At 31.5% G+C, this 23,298-nt stretch carries 24 protein-coding genes; 4 read left to right on the forward strand and 20 right to left on the reverse strand.

What is annotated here, in order from left to right; translation table 11 throughout:
• Nucleotides 1-76 precede the first annotated feature (76 nt).
• From IMX26_RS03365 to IMX26_RS03395, 7 genes are all read right to left on the reverse strand, one after another.
• On the reverse strand, nucleotides 77-847 hold the full coding sequence (locus IMX26_RS03365; protein WP_195160286.1) for an alpha/beta hydrolase: 771 nt from the start codon (nucleotides 845-847) through the stop codon (nucleotides 77-79).
• Nucleotides 828-1,448 (reverse strand): TetR/AcrR family transcriptional regulator, encoded by a 621-nt coding sequence (locus IMX26_RS03370; protein ID WP_195160287.1) that lies wholly within the window; start codon nucleotides 1,446-1,448, stop codon nucleotides 828-830. The genes IMX26_RS03365 and IMX26_RS03370 overlap by 20 nt, the downstream gene beginning before the upstream one ends.
• Before the next feature lie 422 nt (nucleotides 1,449-1,870).
• Nucleotides 1,871-3,553 (reverse strand): ABC transporter ATP-binding protein, encoded by a 1,683-nt coding sequence (locus tag IMX26_RS03375; protein ID WP_195161330.1) that lies wholly within the window; start codon nucleotides 3,551-3,553, stop codon nucleotides 1,871-1,873.
• Nucleotides 3,554-3,561: 8 nt separating this feature from the next.
• On the reverse strand, nucleotides 3,562-5,337 hold the full coding sequence (locus IMX26_RS03380; protein WP_347707891.1) for an ABC transporter ATP-binding protein: 1,776 nt from the start codon (nucleotides 5,335-5,337) through the stop codon (nucleotides 3,562-3,564).
• Nucleotide 5,338: 1 nt separating this feature from the next.
• On the reverse strand, nucleotides 5,339-6,802 hold the full coding sequence (locus IMX26_RS03385; RefSeq protein WP_195160289.1) for an ABC transporter ATP-binding protein: 1,464 nt from the start codon (nucleotides 6,800-6,802) through the stop codon (nucleotides 5,339-5,341).
• A gap of 2 nt (nucleotides 6,803-6,804) precedes the next feature.
• Entirely contained in the window at nucleotides 6,805-7,524 is a 720-nt protein-coding gene (locus tag IMX26_RS03390) for an energy-coupling factor transporter transmembrane component T (RefSeq protein ID WP_195160290.1), read from the reverse strand.
• Nucleotides 7,521-8,129, reverse strand: a complete 609-nt coding sequence (locus tag IMX26_RS03395) for an MptD family putative ECF transporter S component (RefSeq protein WP_195160291.1) — start codon at nucleotides 8,127-8,129, stop codon at nucleotides 7,521-7,523. Before IMX26_RS03395 ends, IMX26_RS03390 begins: the two co-directional genes overlap by 4 nt.
• 148 nt (nucleotides 8,130-8,277) lie before the next feature.
• Here IMX26_RS03395 and IMX26_RS03400 point away from each other — a divergent pair, with 148 nt between their 5' ends.
• The 3 genes from IMX26_RS03400 to IMX26_RS18065 all read left to right on the forward strand — a co-directional run bounded on the left by IMX26_RS03400 (nucleotide 8,278) and on the right by IMX26_RS18065 (nucleotide 10,442).
• Nucleotides 8,278-9,246 (forward strand): AraC family transcriptional regulator, encoded by a 969-nt coding sequence (locus IMX26_RS03400; protein ID WP_195160292.1) that lies wholly within the window; start codon nucleotides 8,278-8,280, stop codon nucleotides 9,244-9,246.
• Nucleotides 9,247-9,641: 395 nt separating this feature from the next.
• Nucleotides 9,642-10,127 (forward strand): aromatic acid exporter family protein, encoded by a 486-nt coding sequence (locus IMX26_RS03405; protein ID WP_195160293.1) that lies wholly within the window; start codon nucleotides 9,642-9,644, stop codon nucleotides 10,125-10,127.
• Nucleotides 10,128-10,316: 189 nt separating this feature from the next.
• On the forward strand, nucleotides 10,317-10,442 hold the full coding sequence (locus IMX26_RS18065) for an ATP-binding protein (RefSeq protein WP_195161331.1): 126 nt from the start codon (nucleotides 10,317-10,319) through the stop codon (nucleotides 10,440-10,442).
• A gap of 44 nt (nucleotides 10,443-10,486) precedes the next feature.
• On the opposite strand, the gene proS is transcribed toward IMX26_RS18065, so the two are convergent.
• Both proS and IMX26_RS03420 read right to left on the reverse strand, forming a co-directional pair.
• On the reverse strand, nucleotides 10,487-11,932 hold the full coding sequence (gene proS, locus IMX26_RS03415; protein ID WP_195160294.1) for a proline--tRNA ligase: 1,446 nt from the start codon (nucleotides 11,930-11,932) through the stop codon (nucleotides 10,487-10,489).
• Nucleotides 11,933-12,551: 619 nt separating this feature from the next.
• Nucleotides 12,552-13,796, reverse strand: coding sequence for an IS256 family transposase (locus IMX26_RS03420; protein WP_195161332.1), 1,245 nt, complete (start codon nucleotides 13,794-13,796; stop codon nucleotides 12,552-12,554).
• A gap of 497 nt (nucleotides 13,797-14,293) precedes the next feature.
• On the opposite strand from IMX26_RS03420, the gene IMX26_RS03425 reads away from it, so the two are divergent.
• Nucleotides 14,294-14,617 carry a transposase gene (locus IMX26_RS03425; protein WP_195160295.1) on the forward strand — a complete coding sequence of 108 codons (324 nt, stop codon included), beginning with the start codon at nucleotides 14,294-14,296 and terminating at the stop codon, nucleotides 14,615-14,617.
• Between the two features lie 55 nt (nucleotides 14,618-14,672).
• Here IMX26_RS03425 and IMX26_RS03430 read toward each other — a convergent pair whose 3' ends face one another.
• The 11 genes from IMX26_RS03430 to IMX26_RS03485 form a co-directional block, all read right to left on the reverse strand.
• Nucleotides 14,673-15,179, reverse strand: coding sequence for a hypothetical protein (locus IMX26_RS03430; RefSeq protein ID WP_195160296.1), 507 nt, complete (start codon nucleotides 15,177-15,179; stop codon nucleotides 14,673-14,675).
• 18 nt (nucleotides 15,180-15,197) lie between these two features.
• A complete protein-coding gene (locus IMX26_RS03435; RefSeq protein WP_195160297.1) occupies nucleotides 15,198-15,434 on the reverse strand; it encodes an HNH endonuclease in 237 nt (78 codons plus the stop codon).
• Between the two features lie 156 nt (nucleotides 15,435-15,590).
• Nucleotides 15,591-15,848 (reverse strand): hypothetical protein, encoded by a 258-nt coding sequence (locus IMX26_RS03440; RefSeq protein ID WP_195160298.1) that lies wholly within the window; start codon nucleotides 15,846-15,848, stop codon nucleotides 15,591-15,593.
• Between the two features lie 183 nt (nucleotides 15,849-16,031).
• Nucleotides 16,032-16,313, reverse strand: coding sequence for a hypothetical protein (locus IMX26_RS03445; RefSeq protein ID WP_195160299.1), 282 nt, complete (start codon nucleotides 16,311-16,313; stop codon nucleotides 16,032-16,034).
• A 21-nt stretch (nucleotides 16,314-16,334) separates the two neighbouring features.
• Nucleotides 16,335-16,823 carry a hypothetical protein gene (locus IMX26_RS03450; protein ID WP_195160300.1) on the reverse strand — a complete coding sequence of 163 codons (489 nt, stop codon included), beginning with the start codon at nucleotides 16,821-16,823 and terminating at the stop codon, nucleotides 16,335-16,337.
• Nucleotides 16,824-17,788: 965 nt separating this feature from the next.
• A complete protein-coding gene (locus tag IMX26_RS03460) occupies nucleotides 17,789-18,238 on the reverse strand; it encodes a hypothetical protein (RefSeq protein WP_195160301.1) in 450 nt (149 codons plus the stop codon).
• 250 nt (nucleotides 18,239-18,488) lie between these two features.
• A complete protein-coding gene (locus IMX26_RS03465; RefSeq protein ID WP_195160302.1) occupies nucleotides 18,489-19,682 on the reverse strand; it encodes a PQQ-binding-like beta-propeller repeat protein in 1,194 nt (397 codons plus the stop codon).
• A gap of 425 nt (nucleotides 19,683-20,107) precedes the next feature.
• Nucleotides 20,108-20,245 (reverse strand): hypothetical protein, encoded by a 138-nt coding sequence (locus IMX26_RS03470; RefSeq protein ID WP_195160303.1) that lies wholly within the window; start codon nucleotides 20,243-20,245, stop codon nucleotides 20,108-20,110.
• Between the two features lie 89 nt (nucleotides 20,246-20,334).
• Complete coding sequence (locus IMX26_RS03475) at nucleotides 20,335-20,514, reverse strand: hypothetical protein (RefSeq protein ID WP_195160304.1); 180 nt, start codon at nucleotides 20,512-20,514, stop codon at nucleotides 20,335-20,337.
• Nucleotides 20,515-20,530: 16 nt separating this feature from the next.
• On the reverse strand, nucleotides 20,531-20,710 hold the full coding sequence (locus IMX26_RS03480; protein ID WP_195160305.1) for a hypothetical protein: 180 nt from the start codon (nucleotides 20,708-20,710) through the stop codon (nucleotides 20,531-20,533).
• Between the two features lie 12 nt (nucleotides 20,711-20,722).
• Nucleotides 20,723-23,251 (reverse strand): RHS repeat-associated core domain-containing protein, encoded by a 2,529-nt coding sequence (locus tag IMX26_RS03485; RefSeq protein ID WP_195160306.1) that lies wholly within the window; start codon nucleotides 23,249-23,251, stop codon nucleotides 20,723-20,725.
• Between the last annotated feature and the right edge of the window lie 47 nt (nucleotides 23,252-23,298).

Below are 23,298 nucleotides of genomic sequence, written 5' to 3' on the forward strand. Positions count from 1 at the left end.
CCTTTTATAAAAATTAATCCATAAGCATAAATACTCATATTTTTACTAATAACATGTATAATATGTCAATCTTATATTAAATGCTTTCTACAAACCTTTTTATTATTTGTACAACTTTATTTGGATTGCCAATGCATAACTCACCATGTGAATAGTTTTGCAAACATAAGATTTTCATGTTAGCTACAAGCTTTTTCATATCGTTATAAGGTTTAACTAAATATTTTTCCTTTGTACTATAAATTACTAATATTTTAGCAGTAGTGTATTTAATATTATCTTTTAAGCTATAATTACAAACTAAGCTCTGAACATTGTTTAAAGTTAGTTTTGTCATATGGCTTAGTAAATCTTTTGTATTTTTATACAACTCTTTGGGCATTCCTAAATTTGCTAAAAATCTGTTTAAAATTAGTCTATAAAATCGGTTACCCCTTACCCCATAATACATTGTCTTTACTGTTGCTTTAGTTAGAAAATATGCCGTAACTCTATTAATCCCTAATGAACCCGATTCAATTACTGCATATTTAACAAGGTCGAAACTTTGGCTTAGTATCTCTAAAGCAATATCTGCCCCTAATGATGCACCATATAGAATCTCTACTTTACTAATGTTTTTGTTATTAAGGTATTTAATTATTTGTTCAGCTTCTTGCTCTATTGATAGGAGCTGTGAATTATCATTAAGGTTATGACCATTAAGTAAAGGTACTATAACATAGTATTCTTTAGCTAATAACTCTGTTTGAATCTGTAATGTTCTCCATGTAACATAACCTCCATGAATTAGCAGAGCCTTTTTATTATGCCTATCTCCAAACTCTTTAAATTGCAAGATACTCATCCTTATAATAGTTACGCTTAAGAGAATTAACTATTGTCTCCAGCTCTTTTATTAAAAACTGTTCATCAATACAGTCTATTTCTGTATTAAATAACTGACCTTGAGCGAAATAGAGCAGTATTTTTACGCAGTTATTAATTTCAGTTTCATCTTTAAACTTACTTTTATCTATTCGTTTAAACAAATCTTCATAGGGTTTATTTAAGATTACCTTTATTTTTTCTAAGTCGTCTTTAAGGCTTTCATCTTTTTCATAGTAAATTCTTTTAATTAAAGTATAATAAAGCTGTAAATCTTTAACATAAGATTGTTTTACCTTAATTATAGCTGTAACCATCTCAAATAAATCATTGCTATTAATCTCTTTAATTGCAGATAACAGTCTCTCATTCCAATGTTTCGCAACCTCGTTTAATACATAAAAATAGTATTCTTTTTTATTTTTAAAGTAGTAAAACAATAATGATTTAGATATTCTTGCTTCATCAGCAACCTTAGACATAGATGCCTTTTTATAGGTATTATTAGCAAATACCTTACATCCAGCGTAAAATAAATTTAGTTGTTTTTCTTTAGGCAGTGTATAAAAACTATTATTCATAATACTACCTCCTCTTTATTCAATTCTATTTTGGCTGACCGATTTTGTAAAGACGGGCTAAATAACTTTTTTAAAATTATAGACCACATCATTAAAACAACATTACCTTAAATTGTTATAGTTAAACGATAAAACTAATAATAACTATCTTATGTAAACAACAATATCCTTTATTATAAAGTTAAACACTTAAGTTAATTGATCATTTATAACACACTTAACTACTTATTATTGTGAGCCTTATAAAATGGAATTGCATGTAAATGTATTCGTTATTAAAACATAAAACTAAAAGGTTTAAATTAATCTAAATTAAATTTACAAACTTACTTATAGATAAGTAAAATACAAAATCAGTAGCAGTAGGCTACTGATTTTGATTAAAATAATTTATTATGTTTTAACCTTATAATATGTTATCTTTATATAAGCATCTTCGACGCTTTCCACATAGCGGCATATTTACCTCCAAGATTGATAAGCTCTCTGTGGTTTCCACTTTCTGCAATTCTGCCTTCATCTAAAACAAGAATTTTATCAGCGTTTTTAACAATAGACAAAGTATGTGCTATCATAATTACAGTTCTATCAGCATTCAATAAATTTGTAACTGCTTGCTTTACAAGAAGTTCATTTTCAATATCTAGAGATGCAGTTGCTTCGTCGAGAAGTACAATAGGGCTATTTTTAAGAATTGCGCGAGCCACTGAGATACGTTGTCGCTCCCCACCCGAAAGTTGATTACCGTTTTCGCCAGTTTCAGTATCATAACCGTTCTTCATTTTACAAATAAAACTATCACAGTTAGCAAGACAACAAGCATGCTCAACCTCTTCATTTGTTGCACTAGGTCGAGCATAGCGGATATTATTTCGTATAGTATCATTGAATAGAAATACATCTTGATCAACAGTAGATATATAGGAAAAAACCTTTTCTGATGGCACCTTTTCAATATCGTAACCACCAATTTTAATACATCCTTTTTGAGGCAGATAGTATTTTGAAATTAAGTTCAGTATTGTAGATTTACCTGAGCCTGAGTCACCCACAATAGCGGTTAGGCTGTGTTCTGGAATAATAAAACTGGTATTTTGCAAAACCGGTTCTCCCTCAATATATGAAAAATCTACATTGTTAAACTCAATTTCTGTGCTTTTTGGGGTAAACTCTTCATTACTAATATTTTCTTCTTGCTCATTAATGATTTTTGTAATGTTGTTCTTTGAAATGGTCAAATCTTTATAAGCCAAAAGATCAATAAATAATGCAATATTAATTTTACATATAAACAATGGAAACATCAGCAGTAAAATAAGGTCTGGTACTGGCAGTGCATTGTTAACCCACATATCTCCAGCTAAAAATACTGAAACTGGAAATGCCAACCAGTTTAGTGTCATGTAAATTGAGCCAATGGGTATAACAGACCGTTCGTAAAGATAGCTAATATTTGAGTAATCTTTCATTGCATCTGTAACTGTTTTATTTTTTTTGCCACTCATACCATAGGCACGAAGTGTCTGTATTCCGCTAATATACTCTGCAATACTACTAATACTCTCTGAATTGGCACTATTTTTTTTATTTCCATAAAATTTTACTATACGTGCAGTAAAAATTATTGTTGGAATCAAGAGAATTGATGATATCATTAATGTAATGCCTACTGGCAGATAAATTGTGCAAGCAAATAAAGCAACCATTATTACAAGAACAATATACTTTATAATATCAGCAGTTTTATGAGTTAACATCTTCTCATAATTACTAACCCCACTAGTTGCTACATTAATATAAAAACCAGTATGTCTTTTAGTAAAAAGCCCTAGTGGTATATTTTTTAACTTATCACCTAGTGCAATTCTAATATTACGACTTACATCAGCTCCACCAATTTGACTTCCTATAAATCCAAAAGAATAAAGTATAATTCGTAATGTAAGTATTAATGCCACAATCCCAGTTAGCGTCATTAGTTTATTTAAGGTAACTCCATTCCCAAATACAAGCTGAAGTACTTGATGTAACACAATAAAATTACATCCGCCTAGTAGTCCTTCAAAAACTATAATAACAATAGATTTCTTCAACTTTCTGTTCATTGCAAAAATTAACTTACTATTTTGCATTGCACAGCACCCTCTTTCAAAACATAACAAATATCTCTTGCTTCATTGTAATCCTTCCATGCTTTTGAAAAATAAGTATTGTTTTTAAGCATATCTTCCCATGTTCCTACTCTACTAATTGTACCGTTTTCAACAACGGCAATCCTATCACAGCTCTGTACAATACCAAGACGATGTGCAACTACTATAACTGTTTTTTCTTTACACAAGTTCTCTATTGCTTTATCAATATCGACCTGATTCTCTGGATCAGCAGCACTTGTTGCTTCGTCGAGAATTAGAATTGGAGCATTTTTCAATATTGCTCTCGCAATACAGATTCTTTGTTTTTGACCACCAGAAAATCGTGTTCCATAACTGCCCACAAGTGTTTCATAGCCGTTAGGTAATCCCATAATAAAATCATCAATCTGGGCTTCTTTTGCAGCATTACGAACACTATCTATTGTTGCTGAGCTGTTTCCCATTGCAATATTCTCAAACACACTTCCACGAGTAAGAAAACTCTTTTGAAATACGATTGATACATTGTTAAGCAGTTTTTCATAGTCAATTTCCTTAACATTTTTTTCACCAATCAGGATTTCACCACTTGTTACATCATAAAAACGAGAAATAAGCTGTACAACCGTTGTTTTACCCGCTCCAGATTCTCCTACAAAAGCTATTTTTTCACCATGTTGTATCTGGATATTACAGTTTTTTAGTACTTCTTTTTCTTTATTATAGGAGAACATAACATTATGTAGCTCAATATAATGGTTCTCGGGAAAATCACATCCCCCTTCATAAACTGGTGTATCGAGAATTTTTTTAACTTGTGTTACAGCATTCATTACATATGCAAGGTTTGAACCTAATTCCTGCAGAGGACGGATATCTGTAAGATACTGAGTTCCAACAAAAGCAAATAACAATAAAACACTTGCTGATATTGATCCCTTCATAAACCAGTAACCTCCAAGCGGAACAAGGAGCAACAATGCGCTTTCGAGAACAACAGTATATGAGGCATACATCGGCCCAAGTTTTCTTGACATTTCTAGCCACAGTGAATGAAATGAATCAATTGCATAGGAATACTTTTTAAAAGACTTTGATCCCATATTGTAAGCTTTAATTAATCGCATACCCCTAATATACTCAATAATTGCATTGTTTAGAGCAGCAGTTGATTTATTTGCTCTTTCCATTAGCTTTGAGTTCCGTGCAAACATAACCATCATAACACTTAGTGCGAGCGGAAGTGGTATAAGGCTGATAAGCGCAAGAGGAATATTTATGGTACAAAGATAAATAAACATTACGATTGGACCAGTCATATACATGACAAGCTCTGGCATATTGTGAGCCAAAAATAGTTCTAATTTTTCTATGTTTTCGTTCATAATTGTTTTTATTTCTCCGGTGCTACGTTCATTTAGACTGCCTAGAGGCATCTTTGCCATATGCTCTGTCACTCTGCAACGCACTTTAAATAACGTGTGATATGCACCTTTATGTGAAAGAATACCCGATAACGCAGAAAGTAGATACCTTACAACAAGGCTTGTGATAATTAAGACCACATACTTTATAATAAGTTCTTTGGTACAAATTTTTAAATATACTGCATCGATTATTTTATAAAAACAATAATAAGGTATAATTGACAAGAGGCTCGTAATTAGAGCACATGCAATTGAAGTATATAAATAATACCTATCTCTTCCTGCCCATTGTAAAAGCAAGGCTAATCCCTTCTTTTCTTTACTCAATTTACTCATCCTCCCTTTTCACAAATATATTATTTAACTTAGTATTATTTTTAACGTTGATAGTGAAATCGTCTATCAGTTGTCCGCCATTCATTACAAGTACTCGGTTGCAAACACGGCAGATAAACTCATAATCGTGTGTGACTATTAAAATCATTCTGCCTGATTTAGGTAACATTTTTATTAGCTCCGTTACCTTAATCATGCTTTCAAGATCAAGCCCACTTGTTGGCTCATCGAATATAAGTAATTCTTTGTTGCACAGCATTGCTACAGCCACTGCAAGTCTTTGTTTCTGCCCACAAGAAAGCGTTGCAGGGTGTTTTTCTGTAAAATCTGTAAGGTACAAACTTTGGAGCATTTCTTCTGCATCTTTTTCTTTTATACTATTAAGACCATAAAGACACTCGTTCTTTACACTATCTGCAAAAAGCTGATAGTCTACATCCTGAAAAACCATATAACCTAAAGTTATACGTTGCTTTGTAGATATGAGTTCTCCTTTGTAGCGAAAATCTCCACTAAGTACTTTATTTAATCCACAGAGAGTCTCTGCTAGTGTAGATTTACCTGCTCCATTACTTCCCACAATTGCTATAACCTCTCCAGCACACGCCGTGAAAGATATATTCTTGATAACAGCACTTTTTTTGTATCCCGCAGAAACATTACTTATTTGCAATATCGGCTTTTTAAAATATGGTTTGTTTTCTGGAAAAACTGTAGAAATATCCACGGTTCTAAGCCCCATTTCAAGCCGTTTGCTTTCATTCATTGTAAAAAACTGATTAGACGGCATATCAGCTGTAATTTTTCCTCTGTTCATATAAATTACTCTATCAACAATACCATTAAGGTAATAAAGACGGTGTTCTGTAATAATTACAGTTTTACCTGCTTCTTTCAACTCTGTAATCCGCTTTCGTAAACTTTGAGTTGCTTCTGCATCAAGGTTTGCTGATGGCTCGTCAAGTAATATTATTTGAGTTTCCATTGCGTAAATTGAAGCAAAAGCAATTTTTTGCTTTTCACCACCAGAAAGTTCATAAATACTTTTTCCCATAAGACTTTCCACACCAGTTTGAGCAATAGCAGTATTCATTCTGCGAATTAACTCTTTCCGTGGATAACTCAGGTTTTCAATGCCAAAGGCAATTTCACCGTCTGTATCGATGTTGAAAAATTGAGAACGAGGATTTTGATACACAGTGCCAATCATTTCTGCAATCTTATACATTTGTGTTTCCATTATATTCATATTATTTACTGTATCAGTACCCTCAATTTCTCCCTCAAAAAAATGAGGAATTAACCCATTGATTAGTCGTAAAATACTTGTTTTGCCACAACCACTTCTACCCGAAAGTAAAACACATTCCCCACTTTTAATTTGCAGGTTAATCTTTTTAAGATTAATCTCCTTGGAGTTTTTATATCTGAACGACAAATTACTTATTTCAATCATAACTAAATCCCCCAAACGCAAAACATAACAAAACAGGTTGCAAAAAGTGTACAAAACAAGTCTACAAAATGAAAACGTACGTCTTCAATACTTGTTCGTGGCTTGGGATTTTCTATTCCTCTCGTTACTGCCGCGCTTGAAAGCTCATCAGCACGTCGTGACGCCGACATCATTAGTGGAACATACAAACATTCCACACTTCTTATAGGGTGTTTAGTAAAACAGCCATTAAGTCCCCGCAATGCCATTGCCTTTTTAATTGCCTGACGATCCTCTGCTACCGCTGGAAAATATCTAAGCAAAACAGTGAGCGGAATCATAATGGATTTTGGTACTTTCATTTTTGTAAGGCATGCCATAAACTCCCCAACACTTGTTGTCATAATAAGAATTGCACTAATCATTGCAGCAGGAAACACTTTTCGCATAAAGCGAAATGTTAAGGCTATGTATATTAAATAAGTATCACCTAAACATATTGTTATTAAATAATCCAACCCAAGTAGGAGAAAGTAAATAGCTCCTAACTTAAGTGAAAAGCCAAAAACACCACAAAGCAAAGCAAGGGTAATAATCATTGCCATCAGCATAATTTCACCTATCACCGATGGCATCAGAAACACTGCTATATTTACAATTAAAAGCAAAAAAAGCAGTGTACGAGAATTAAGTTTAATAAGACCTATCCTCTTTTTATCAGTTTTTAACTGAAAAAAACTCATGCTGTCATTCCTGCTTTCTCAAAGTGTTTTTTTAACATTGCTTTTCCAATAAAAGCACTAATAAGTCCTGCAATAATAATTGAAATAATCATAGCAGGTAACATCCATCCCTGGGCGGCTGTACCCATTGTGTTAACATATACCTGCTCAGCTCCCTTGCTGACCATATACTTAAAGTAATTTTTCTTGTTAATCCAAAGCATCATATAGGATCCCATGGGGTTCATAGAAAACACCAAAAAGCTTAAAATATTGAGTTTCATGCTCTTAAAACTTTTAGTGCCTGCAATAAAATTAGCAATAACACTCAATACTATATAGAAAATACTCCACATCCAATACATACCTGTTAAAAATGTTAAAAAGCCCATGAGTACCCCAAGTATAATAATTGGACCGTGTTTAGGCACCTTTGCTACAAGCAAAAGATATGCAGGCCCAGTAAGAAGTGCTACTGCACATGGCATAACAAATGTTAGTACAGGATTCGGTACAAAAAACATTCCTCCGATCATTGTAAATACAAAGAATACTGCACTAAAAATGCCTGTTGTTACAAGGTCTCTAACAGTAAGCTTTTTGCTTTGATTATTGATTGTTTGCATAATAATTACTCCTCTCTACAATCTATATTTTAGTTATCGTGAACTAGCAAAAGCATTGTATTACAAAAATAAATATGTTACAATTACTTCACACATTTATCGTCTATTTGTGATAAATAAACGTCTAATTTGTATATTGGAGGAGCTAATGAAAGGAATTGTTTACGAATATTACGAGCCAAAACTTACAAAAGAAAAATTTATCCCCTGCGACACTCCAAGTCAGCTTCCAAACAATGGTAAATGCTGGAAACTACATAGCTCCATCGGAAAAGGTTATTTTTGGATTTTTGATTCAGGAAAGCACTTTAATATAAAAATACATGATTTTTACATGCACAAGGATTCTTTGATTGATATGAGTGTGCCTGAATGCCTTAGTACCACCTATTATGAGTCTGTTTTAGGTGAAGAACTCAACCCATACAAAAGGTTGAACTGTAATGTAGTTAAAAGCTTTCTGGGAGGATACAAACCATTCAACGCACTAATACATAAAAAAATACCAATTAAATCAATCGGCATTGAATATGAACCAGAGTATTATGAAAAATACCTAAAGGCAAATTACAGTAATCAGTATCAAAGCCCTCAGGATGCTTTTAGGTGTATTGATGAGACTTCGGATTTTCACGAAATGGTATTGCTATTAAATCAAGTAAAAAACTATAGAGGAAAAGGTATTTCTGCAGAGCTTTTTTTTGAAGCAAAGGCGGCAGAAGCTCTTTCACTAGTATTTGAGAGGCATATGAAGCTGAATTCTGTAAAAAAAATTAAGATATCGAAACAAGACAAAGAGATGATTAAAAGCGTTTGTGCTTATATAAACAATCATTATGCAGATAAACTATCGCTTGAGCTACTAGCTAAAATAGCGCGTATGGGAACAACTAAATTAAAAAGCTGCTTCAAAGCATACAATAACTGTACCATAACCGAGTATATCCAGAACTGCCGTATCGGTCAGGCTGAACATCTTTTAACATATACAAACTTGTCTATTTGTCAGGTAGCAGACGCAGTTGGTTACCGCAACGCTGGACGCTTTGCGGATCTTTTTAGAAAAGCAAAAGGTATTCTTCCTGGTGAGTTTAAAAAAATCGCAGGCAAGAAATAACAGCAAGTAAAAATAAGCAGTAAACACTCTATTTATTTATAATAAATGGAGATTGAAAATGAGGCGAAAAATCAAAATTTTTATAATGAATATTTAAAAGAAAAAACACCGCTTGCATGCCTTGCAAAAAGTGTTTACTTTTATATGCTGACCTATTTCATCTAGTTCTCCAATAAAACTGCCAAAGAAAATTACCTAAATAAAGATATACTATTTTTCTTACTCAAAATTTTTACCATTTAAATAATTTACTTTGTTTTAAATAATAGTAGTTTTACAATTTATACTTTTAAGTATTTATTAAATATAAAAAAATTATCACTAAATACTTTGAAATAGTAAACAAAAATAATTATAATAGAATAATAAAAATTAAATGATAGGATAAATATCTAATGTTAAAAATAGGTGCTAGAAATCTAAAGACAGCAATCTCAGTTTTTATTTGTATAATTTTATGTGATATTTTAAAACAACCATATCCCTTTTATGCGTGTATAGCAGCAGTAATATGTATGCAAAATTCAGTTGAAAACTCATTTATTATAGGCAAAAATAGAGTAATAGGAACTATAGTAGGTGGTATAGTTGGATATTTGTTATCAGTATTATTTGGCAATACCCCAGCAATATGTGCTTTGGGAATTGTTTTAGTAATATACATTTGTAATTTGTTAGATAAAAAAGGATCTGTAGTGATATCATGTATAGTATTAATCGCAATTATGGTAAACCTAAAAAATGTTACAGCATTTGAATATGCAGTTCTTAGAGTAATAGATACTATTATTGGGATAATTGTTTCAATATTAGTAAATAAATATTTTAGGATTGAAAAGATAAATTTTTCAAAGATATTTAAACGTAGTAAAACTGATTAATGAAAAAGATATTGTAAATAATTTTCTAAAAGTACATTAGATTTCTGATATTATTAATATTCTTAAAAATGAGCTAGAAATAGCGAGTTAGCCTTTCGAAATAAACGTGCTTCTAGAATCCAAATAAGAGTTTCAGCTTTTCCTTTTGAGAAAGAGTTATCTGATTTTAACTTTTAATTTCAACCATCTATAAACAAAAAACAGATCTATGATCTAGCGACTCTAAGGTTTATTGAGGAAACTGAGAATATTTTGTTCTTTAGATCTTTGGGAGTTGGCAAGACTCATCTTGCCATTTTCCTTGCTTATAAATGAAATAATTAATGCTTAAATCACTAGCTAATATAAGTAATATAAAACTAATATGACTTAGCTAAGTAAACCATACATTTTGCTTTTTTGCCACAAAAATGACAATATTTACCTAAATCTTCTTGTTCAAAAGGAATACAGCGTATTGTAGCGCTGGTATTTTCTTTAATTTTCTCTTCACAAGATTTGTCTCCACACCACATGCCTTTGCCAAATCCACCAGAACTATCTATTTTGCTTTTAAAATCTTGATAGTTATTAAATGTAAATGTTTTATGATGTAGATTATCTTGAGCCTTATTAAACATTGATTCCTGTACTTCTTGTAATAGTAATGGTATTCTGTCTTCAATACTATCTATTGAAACAGTTATTTTTTCTAAATTGTCTCTTCTAACTACTTGTACGACATTTTTTTCAATATCTCTTGGACCAACTTCAACTCTTAATGGAATACCTTTCATTTCATATTCATTAAACTTCCAGCCAGAAGATGTATTGATATCGCTATCAAGTTTTACTCTATTACCTTTTTCTTTAATCTTATTATAAACATAGGTAGCCTTTGTTAAGACTTTGGGTTTTTTCTGGGCAATAGGTACTATAACTACTTGAATTGGAGCTACTTTAGGCGGTAAAACAAGACCTCTGTTATCACCGTGCACCATTATTAAAGCTCCGATTAATCTTGTGGAAATCCCCCAAGAAGTTTGATAAGGATTTTTAAGTTCACCACTCTTAGCTTGATAAGTTATATTAAATGCGTTGGAAAAGTTCTGAGCTAAATGATGTGTAGTTCCAGACTGTAATGCTTTTCCGTCATACATTAGGGCTTCCATTGTATATGTAGATTTAGCTCCAGCAAATTTTTCTCTCTCAGATTTTTCACCAACTACCATGGGTATAGCTAAGAGATCCGCTGCCATTTTTTTGTAAATATCTAAAATAAGTAAAGCTTCTTCACAGGCTTCTTCCTCTGTTTGATGTAAAGTATGCCCTTCTTGCCATAAGAATTCTGATGTTCTTAGAAATGGTCTCGTGGTCTTCTCCCATCTCACTACTGAGCACCATTGATTATAGAGATATGGTAAATCCCTGTAAGAAGAGAGCCATTTAGCGTACATTGAACATACGATAGCTTCAGATGTTGGTCTTATACACAACCTTTCACTTAACTCATTATCTCCACCATGAGTTACCCAAGCTACCTCAGGTGAAAAGCCATTTACGTGTTCTTTTTCTTTATTCAGCAAACTCTCTGGAATTAGCAGTGGAAAATAACAGTTCTTATGCCCCGTCTTTTTTAATTTTTCATTAACATAGAGCTGTATCCCCTCCCATATCTCATATCCATAAGGTCTTATAACCATGAACCCTTTTACTGGTGAATAATCTACTAATTTTGTTTTTCTTATCACATCAGTATACCATTGGGCAAAATTTTTCTCCCTATCGGTTATTTCGTTTACAAATTTTTTACTAGATGTAGTCATTTTCATTCTCCTGTCTATAATAACTAAATCATTCACTAAAAGCTTAATTGTGAATATCAATTCGATAAATATTAATTATTTCCTGCTAATTTTATAATTAATTAATTTGTTATAATTTACTTGCATTGCATATAATCATATAAAATAAAAAAGATATACTAGCGTTGCATAAGAAGATGTAAATAAGTTACTAGTGTTGCATAAAAAGAATATGCTCCAGATAGTCACCTGTATTTATACATACTTATTATTATATAAGCAATTGTTACATATTATGGGTTGTGATTTTATCTAAAAAAATATAAAAAAGAAACGCGAAGCAAGGCTCCTTTGTATAGTGCAAAAACTATATTTAGATTACTTCTATTTATGTCAGAAACAGCGGGTTTGTCAAATAAAGTGTGTAAATTTATTTAATTTTGGATCAGTGATCATTTATTTGACCACTGATTTTTTATAAGTATAATTTATTGATCCAATTTTTTAAGATTAATTAAATAGTATATTATAAATAATATAGTAGTTTATTCCTGGTAATGCCATTGATGTTAAACTATTAATCTTTTATCCATCTACGAAAATCTTAAGAACAAGCTTATCAAACTCAATGGTGTTTCTTCTATCTGCGTTCGTATTTCATTATTCGTGCTTGCATATTTTCATTTATAGACAGTTGATTTCTAACCATTGCCCAATTATTTACCGGTCGATCATTCCATTTTTTATAGAGCTCAGTAACCCTAAGGTATAGGACTTTTAACAATGCATTTTCACTTGGAAATGAACCTTTCTTTGTTACCTTTCTAAAACTTGCATTTATACTTTCAACTGCATTGGTAGTGTACATAACTTTTCTTACTGCACCACCGTAATTAAATAATTGTTCCACATGACTCCAGTTTCGAATCCATACATCAACAGCACCTGGGTAGCTACTCCAAGCTTGTTTAAACTTCTCAAATTCAGCCTCAGCAGTCTTTAAACTGGCTGCTCCATATACTTTCTTCAAATGAGCAGTAAATGCTTTGTAGTCTTTACTTGGGACATATTTAATAGAATTTCTGATTAAATGAACAATACATCGTTGTACTACAACATCTTTAAAGATCGCCTTAGCTCCAGCTTCTAATCCCGATACACCATCCATAGAAATAAATAATATGTCTTTAACTCCTCTCGTTTTAATTTCATCGAATATTTGCATCCAAACATGCTTACTCTCTGTTTCGTTGAGCCACAATCCTAACAGGCCTTTTTTACCATCTACATCATATCCAAGAATTGTATAAACAGCATAACTCTTAGTTTCATATTCTTTTTTAACAGAGACATACATACAATCAACGAACAAGAATGTATAAAATTTCTTTAACGGTCTATTCTGCCATTCTGAAACTTCTTCTAAGACACGATCCGTAATTGTAGAGATTTTTTCGTGAGATATTTCGAAACCATAAATATCATTGATTGTTGCGGAAATATCACGCTGACTCATACCTCTTGCATACATAGCTAGTACTTTATCTTCAATACCACTGACGTCTCTTGTTCGCTTAGGAATAATTTGTGGGTCGAAGCTTGATTCTCTGTCACGTGGAACTTCAATAGATATTTCTCCATGAGTTGTTTTTACATTCTTCTTACCATAGCCATTCCTGCGATTTTTAATATCTTTACTACTTCTCTCATTCGATTTATATCCTAGATGACTATCCATTTCTCCTTGCAGCATTGATTCAAATATTGGAGCAAATACATCCTTAATAGCTTCTTGGATATCTTCTTGAGTTTTAGGTGCATACTCTTTCATGATTGCTTCTACAATTGCATTTGACTTTCTGTTTCTTTGTTTTCTTGATGCCATTATTTTTTTTACCATCCTTTGTATCCTTTCATGAGTGTAGCACACTTAGCAGATAAAAAAAAAGTGTGCCATCAGATTTAATTCTGATTTACACACTTTATCTTACACTCCCGAAACAAAGCTCAGTCTTTAATTTTTTTATAGTTAAATAAATTTGATTCATAACACCGTTTTCACTGTAGCGTAAAAATGTTTAACTGTGAAATGTTGCTTATTGTAAATTGTAAAATAGAATTGAGTAATTATTGTAATCAGGACCACCCGTCAGCTACTCCAAGCTTGTTTAAACTTCTCAAATTCAGCCTCAGCAGTCTTTAAACTAGCTGCTCCATATACTTAGAAGTAAATGCTTTGTAGTCTTTACTAAAAAAAAGTGTGATATCAGATTTAATTCTGATTTACACACTTTATCTTACACTCCCTTTATTTAGATAAGTCTAAGGAGCTTAAAGCTAATTACTATTTGTATCATAACTTACATTATGCAATCTCTACCAATGATATTGAGATGTGAATACTATATAAGTAATCTTGATGATAATATCTCTAAATATTTGATTACATCTATTAATTCTTATAAAAGGTACCTATCCTTTATTAAAAACTCTTTTGCTCATCCTCTTTCAAATGGTAAATTAGAAGGTTTAATTGGTAAAATTAAGGTTATTAAACGCATTGCTTTTGGCACAAAAGTTTCTTTTGGTTCAAAACTAGAATTTTTATTACTCAAAAAATGCTTTATTCTAATATTTAAGGCTGCCTTACTTTTCAGTAAAACAGCCTTGCAATTACTCTATTATTTTCTGACCCACACTATTTGACGGATATCCTAGAAAAGCTGACAAACTATTGAATAATCTGTCAGCTCTCTTGTTATTACATTTTTTCTTTATCTTCTTCTGCTATCCACGTCATGAAAGCTGTATCTGCACCACCAACTTCTACAACTCTATCTTTATACAGCATTATGCCAAGACCATGTTCTTCGTCCCATTTACATCTAAATTGAACTCCAATGTATGGCATCTTTTCAACTTCGACATCCATGATCAATACTTTCTCTGGATATATTAAAGGTTTTAAATCTGTGGCATTCGAGATATCAGGCATAAAAGTAACCTTCTCATCCTCGTCATAATCATACTCATCCTGCCATGATGAATACTGCTCAAATACAGCATTTAAAATAATCTCTAGTATTTCTTTTTGCTCAGAAATCAGATAACTATAGCCTAACTCATGAATTTCTGTAACTTCATCAATAATGCTGTCGCCACCAATATTTAACGTTAACTGTATTTCTTCTCTATAAAAGTCATTCCAATTATCTAGGAGAAGCTTTCCTTCCCAAAAGATATCTCTATGAACTATATTTGGTATCATATAATTTCCCCATCCTTTCTAAGGTCTTATACCTTTTCTTATTAATGATGCCCCGCCAGTATGTCTAACGGTTTTATGCAAGTCTGTTGGTACTAACATCATTGTAGTTCCATCTTCAACATGATGCCACGTATATCCTTTTGGTGTTGACTTATATCCAGCCGCTTGATTTGCTTTAATGAAATCATAATATGCATCACCTTGCATTACATCAACTTTTATTGTCTTTGTAAGGGCTAAAATCAGGGAATCCATCACTATTAAACTTTACACCATCGGGATACTTCTTCGCAAGGTCACCAGATAACTCGAAGACATCATCAGCATATTTCTTGTTGATAATTCTCACACCATCGAGACCATTACTCGTCTCCTCAACAACGTTACCAGCATCATCAACTATGTGCTTAGTTATTGCCTCAATTTTTCAACTGTTTCATCTACTACTTCTTTACCAAGCTTTATTGACCCTGTTTCTTCTTTTAGGAATTTCTTTATGCCATCTACTAAGTTTTCACCCTTTTTAATTAGGTCTTTACCAGCAGGTGATTCTAAAAATTGTTTTATTTTACCTGAGTAATACTTTATTCCAGTTTCTGCTAAGCCAGGTGTAACCAACATCCATACACCCATTACTACTTTCTCAGTATCATCCTTAACACCCCTCAAGCAATGTAATATATATCACTTACTACATCTGTAACTGGGTTTAGACTTAATAACACCTCATTACAAAATTCATTTAAACTTTTAATCTAAATTTATATTTAAAGATCAATATTCTTGTAATATGGTCTTAAAAATTTTTAACTTTTAGCTATTATTTAAATCCATATTCAGACATAAATAATATCATTTTTTGTATTTAACTATAGGAGTGACATATGTTCCAATAAGCAAAATTATTATAAAGCTTATACCAAATAACATAATTTTTATAAGAATATTCATGTTGCTTAAAAATATACCTAAACCTACCAATCCATCAATAATTACTTGTATCATACCCAAACTTGATTCTATTAGTTCACTATTACAATTTCTACATGTTATTGTTGTTTTAACTTTGTAATCAGTCTTAAACTTATCACTAAATGATATAGTGTTCTTACCACATACAGGGCATTTAAACATTTTATTTATATAAAACCTCCTCTAATTTTTATTATTAAAATAATACTTTTCACCCGTAGCTAACGTAATATCAGGTATAGGAACATCTTGACCTCTACTTATAGGATTAGGTGGTATACCTAAACTATAAACTGATATATCTGTCTTACTAAATAACTTTCCTGTAGGATCAAATCTATATCTTTGTGTATCATATATACCGTCTTTTTCTATGGTTATAGCCATATCTTCATAATCGACTAACTCTTTAGATCTACTAATAGATTCATAAGTACTTTTAATGAACCCTAATCTTGAAAATTTTCTAGTAAAAACCTTTGTAAAATTTTTGTCTTTAAATTTAATCTGAGATAAACCCAAGAGCGCACCATCTATTGCATTAGATACTGAAAAATCAGTATTTGGTTCAGCTAAATCATCTTTCACCCCAACTGACAACATATAGCCCAAGATATTATATGGAGGGGGAGCTGAACTAAATATTGTAATAAATGCTCCAACCAATGCCATACCCGTAGATGGCTTTATATTTTTACTAATAGATATTTTAGACTCTATCTTCTTATTATGGTAAGTATACGTACTTACACAATTACCATCATCATCACTGAAATCATATTTACCTTTGTATTCTTCTTTCTGCCTTATTGTATCAATAGCTCGTAATCTAGCATATGCCTTATCTGTATCTTTATTTTTTATATTTGTAAGATAACTCTGTTTATGCTAATACAGACATATGGTCTTCCTTTGTTAATACCGTTTGATCCTTGTACTTCAGGATTAGCTATATTCTTAAATAAGGTTTCAGGAGACTCTCCTGTTTTATTATGATGTTCAATAACCTTTTTCTGGAACTCTTTTGAGTATTCATTTCCTACATTGTACTTATCTAATATCTCCTTATCACTAAGAACAGATTTACTTTGTTTACTACCACCTTTTTTAGGTACATAAACTGTATCATCTTTTTTATTATAGTGAACTTCAGCTCCAGCATTTTGGGTAGTCTCACGAATTCTTACTTGTACTCTTCCATCTGTAGTTCTAAAGAATTCTGTTCCATCGTCTGCTTTTGCAGTACCACCATTTTTAACTTTATTTAGATCATAAGTAACTGTTTTTGTGCCAATTCTTGTTGTAACAGTATTGGTCTTGCCATCGTAGTCAACTTTTCCACCTAGACCTTCAATTACATCTCGTAAATTACCTGTAGTACTTTTTCCAGTATACTTAGCATTCCCTACTTCTCTTTCACCTACTGTTATAGCTAAATGCCTACTAGGGTCAATATAGTTAATTGGGTCATTTTCACAATAGGTATATAAGTTAAGGCTTAATGGATTAACATCCTCACCCCAATAGCTATCTTCACTTATGAATCTACCTATATAAGGGTTGTAGTATCTAGCACGTAAGTAATAAAGTCCTGTTTCATAATCATAAAACTCACCTGAGTATTTTATGTTATTTGTTTAGGTTTCAATGGTTAAAGTTAAGTTACCAAATATGTCATAATTATATTGGTTAATAACTTGTCCATCTTTACTTACAGTTTGTACTACATCACCATGACCGTTGTATAGGAAATAGGTAATATTTGTGCTGTTTTTGCGTGAAATATAGTTAATTCCTCTTACATAACTTGTACTCTTATTACCGTTTTCATCGGTTTCTAGTATGACATGCTGACGATCATAGTAGTAGTTGGTTGTTTTTTTAATGTTTAGTTTACTTAGACTACTACTTGTTTTTTGAGTACGTAATCCATCACCGTTATATGTGTACGTTACTATATGGCGGTCGCCCTTGGCAATTCGCTCTACTTTTTTGAGTCTGTTAAAACCATCAAAAGTGTTTTTGGTTCTTTCAATAAGATTATCTATTTCAGTTGACTCTTTGTTTACTACACTACCCTTGGTCATTTGTCTTAAAACAATTGTATGGGGGTGTTCGTAGCTGGTGTATTGGCTTAGCTGATTACCGTTATTGTCATAGAGGTAGTTTACTGTTTTACGTAATACCTCGTTACCCTTTTATGAATAGCCGTAGTTGCTTGTTTTTTTAGGTATTTAACTTCTTCTTCGGTACTTTTAATTATATTTTTAGGTGTAATATTACAATATAAAAGACTAACATTTTAACAATGTTAGCCTTTTGCACAACATAACCTTTTTATTCTGGTAACTGAAAAATCTTTATTTCATCAGTACCATCAGTTATTATTAGTTTGTCTTGATATATCTGATAGTTTGAAACATCATCACTAGTATATGTTTTATAACGCCATAATTCTTGACCTGTTTCTGAGTTTATAACATGAATACCACCTCTAAATGTTTTACCAACATAGTAGTTTTTATACCTATTAAAGCTATCTATTAGTCTATTAATAAAAGCTTTCTCCCATATTAATTCTCCACTATTAATATCAAACTGTCTCAATCTATAATCATCATAGTCATTAGCGATTAAATAGTCATTATCAATAAAATATCCATATCTATTTATGGCTTTCGTCCATATTTTTTCACCATTATTCTGGCTTACCCTTGACATACTTTCTCCCCATATTACAGTAAACATTTTGTCATCTACTAAATCTATATCTTGGGCATGTAGATTATAGCTCTTTATTTTCTTACCTGTTTTTGAATTAAGAATATGTGTAGTATAAGTATTATTAAAGTAGACACTATTATTTCCAAAGCCAATTCCTGGGCTAGTTCTACTAGTTGATTCAACATATTTCCAAGTTAATTTCAACGTTTTTATATCATAGGCATATATGCTATTTCCTTCTCCCCAGCAATATAATATATCGTTATAGATTTTAGAAACTCTGAAAAAATCTACTTTATTTGATGTTATTTCGTTTTTAGTTAAATCTAAAACTTTAAGATACATTTTATATCCTGTCATAACTAATTTGTCTTTATATAAAAATACATTTTGATTAATTAAAGAATCTCTTTCATATTCAAACAAATTATGCTCTAATGTTTTGAAATATATTTTTACTAATTCATTATCATTTATTACAAAGTATACATACTCATTGTTATTTACTACATTAAAGTTACTGATTTTATTCTGTAACCCTATTGTCTTTAACGTTTTTTTAGTATTAATATCAATTATGTTTATTTCCTTTGTAGTAGCACAATATAATACACCTTCTTTAGTTATTAGCCACTTTTTATTTACATTTCCATTAACTTTTACATTACTTATCTCATTAAGATTAATTACATTTTTAAAAGTGTCTTGCTTCATGGTACTTGTAACAGCTATTATTACTACTACAATAATAGCTGTTAATACTATAAAGCCCCCTATCATCAATTTATTGCGATTCATTTTACTCATAGTTCACCTCATTGCCATAATCACTTTTATTATTGCTGTTTTTGCTTACTATTTTATTATCTAAGTCTTTATTATCAATAAACTACTACTATCATTTTTAACAATAACGGAATGTAAAACACTATTATAGTTAACATTAGCCCCAATATTTCTGTGTCTCTCGTATTCTTACCCATCTTTGTTTCTAAATAATTCTATTATATGGTCTGTTTGCTAACTCATTTTATTTTTCGGTTTATATTACTGTTATTTAATAAATATTGAAAGATAAAAAAAGACTAACACCCATAGGTATCATATAGTGAAAAAATTTATCATTGTTTTTCATTGTTTTCCTCCCTAATTTAAATTGTAGTATCCGTTATTACTAGAATATTTATTACCGAAATTGTCATTATTATGTGTACCTAAAGTTTTAAGGCTTACTACATGAAAAACCATTCATCTTTTTTATTATAGTGAACTTCAGCCCCTGCATTTTGAGCAGTCTCACGAATTCTTACTTGTACTCTTCCATCTGTAGTTCTAAAGAATTCTGTTATATGGTCTGTTTGGTAACTCATTTTATTTTTCGGTTTATACTGCTGTTATTTAATAAATATTGAAAGATAAAAAAGACCAACACAATATTTTTATGTTAGTCTTTTACACTTTATTTCTTAGAAATTTTCTTATCAATTACATGTGCTATTAATGTTAAAGCTGTAAATCCAATAGCAGCATAATTAATAAAAGAGGTTGACTGTTCTGGATTTATTTTTCCTGATGAAGATAGGTAAAAATATACCATTATAGTGATTGCAACTACTATGCTTATTATTTTTTTGAACATTATCTATTTCCTCCAATTACCATGGATTTTTTCTTATAATATACTTAAATAATATTATACCTACCACAATAATGTAAGCAATAAATAAAATTTTATCATATGGCTTATATAATGAGAAAACTTTATCATCAAGTATAAATCCCAATAAACTGGCAGGTATTATAAATAAAAAGAATTTTTTATCTTCATTACTCATATAAACGCTCCTTTATTCATTATTAATATCACTACCACCATAATGTCTAATATTCTCTTCACCATTTTTCACTAGATTATCAACACTACTTACATGATAGTAAGAATTTTGCACGCTTGCACTAAACTCAGCTGGGATAAGTCCACCCTTAAAAGCAAAACTATTAGCTATAGGTCCATTTTCTGGATTACGCTTGTCATAAGATCTGCTAAACTCATAGCTACTAGTACCCGTAGAAAAATAGCCTGTAGTCTTACTAGATATACCATTCAAATCCTCAACATTCTTAGCTTGAGATACAAAGGTTCCTCCAATACCGCCTCCTAAACTTACAAGTTTACCTGAACTACTTATGGTAACTCCATTGTCATAATGTATACCAACTGCAACAGACTCTCCAATTTTTCTGTCTCTACCATAAACATCAAGAAAGTCTAGTTCTATATATAGACCAATTCCCGCATCAAAACGATAGTTTCCTAATACAATTGTACCATTTATCTCAATTCCAACTACTTTGTCTGTAAAATCATATCCCTTTTGCTGATACACAGGGATATTATTATCCCAGTGTTCCATTATAGCCTTTACTGCTGCATCTTTCTCTCTTGCTTCTTCAGAGAACTCCATATTTTTAATAAACTCTAATGTTGGATCTTTATATAGCCCTGCTTTTTTCATCTCCTCAAGGAGTTGTTTTTCATCAAGTTTGATTATTATCTTTGAACCTGTATTATTAATATCATTCTTAACAGCTTTATTTGAGTACAGCAAATTACGAGTTGTATTACCCACTTTACCAGCATACTGATTATGGTTCCATAATTTGTTTGTATTTTTAAATGCATTTACTGCATACTCTGTAGTTTCATCAAATAATCCATTTTCAGATAATGCATTACCATTATTATCTGTATATCCTAACTCATTCAGTCTGCGCTGCATATCCTGAACTGATGCATCGTAAGCTGGTTTTTCTTGCCTTTGTAGTATTCTATTTGTTTCTTTAACTACAGCATTGTTAGTTTTTGAATGACTACCCGTATATGATGATGATCCATGACTACTTGAATGTGACGAACTACCTGAACTACTAGTTCTTCTACTACTACCACCTTTTTTAGGTACATAAACTGAATCATCTTTTTTATTATAGTGAACTTCAGCCCCAGCATTTTGGGCAGTTTCACGAATTCTTACTTGTACTCTTCCATCTATAGTTCTAAAGAATTCTGTTCCATCGTCTGCTTTAGCAGTACCACCATTTTTAATCTTATTGAGATCATAAGTAACAGTTTTGCCTTTTATTTTGGTTGTAACAGTATTTGTTCTTCCATCGTAGTCAACTTTTCCACCTAAACCCTCTATTACATCTCTTAGGTTACCAGTAGATACTCCATTTTCTACTTTCGCATTTCCTACTTCTCTATCACCAGATTTTACTTTTATATGCCCACTAGGGTCAATATAGTTTATTGGGTCATTTTCACAATAGGTATATAGGTTAAGGCTTAATGGATTAACATCCTCACCCCAATAGCTATCTTCACTTATGAATCTACCTATATATGGGTTGTAGTATCTAGCACGTAAATAATAAAGTCCTGTTTCATAATCATAAAACTCACCTGAGTATTTTATGTTATTTGTTTCGGTTTCAATGGTAAGTGTTAAGTTACCAAATATATCGTAATTGTATTGGTTAATAACTTGTCCATTTTTACTAACAGTTTGTACTACATCACCATGACCGTTGTATAGGAAATAGGTAATATTTGTGCTGTTTTTGCTTGAAATATAGTTAATTCCTCTTACATAACTTGTACTTTCATTACCGTTTTCATCGGTTTCTAATATGACATGCTGACGATCATAGTAGTAGTTGGTTGTTTTTTTAATGTTTAGTTTACTTAGGCTACTACTTGTTTTTTGGGTACGTAATCCATCACCGTTATATGTGTACGTTACTATATGGCGGTCGCCATTGGCAATTCGCTCTACTTTTTTGAGTCTGTTAAAACCATCAAAAGTGTTTTTGGTTCTTTCAATAAGTTTATCTATTTCAGTTGACTCTTTGTTTACTACACTACCTTTGGTCATTTGTCTTAAAACAATTGTATGGGGGTGTTCGTAGCTAGTGTATTGGCTTAGCTGATTACCGTTATTGTCATAGAGGTAGTTTACTGTTTTACGTAATAACTCGTTACCCTCTTCATCATACATTTTTTCTACATGTTGTAGTAGTAGGTTTGCTGATGAATAGCTGTAGTTGCTTGTTTTTTTAAGGTATTTAACTTCTTCTTCGGTACTTTTAATTATATATTTAGTTGGTTGCTGTGTTTTATATATTTGCTCACTATTTTGTCTGTTACCTGCTTTATCGTAGCCATAGCTTGTTGTATAGCCTGGAGCCTCTACTTGTTTTATTCTGCCTGCGGCATCGTAGCTATAAGTAGTTGTACCATAACTGTCTGTTTTGTTTTTTTGTCTGCCTGCTTGGTCATAGGTATAGTTATAGCAACTAAAAGAAAAGACCTGCACAAATTTGCCATGCTGGTCTCTACTATTTCTTAATATTTGTAATAATA

Origin of the sequence: Clostridium sp. 'deep sea', from assembly GCF_014931565.1 — a bacterium.
Classification (GTDB): Bacteria; Bacillota; UBA994; order PWPR01; family PWPR01.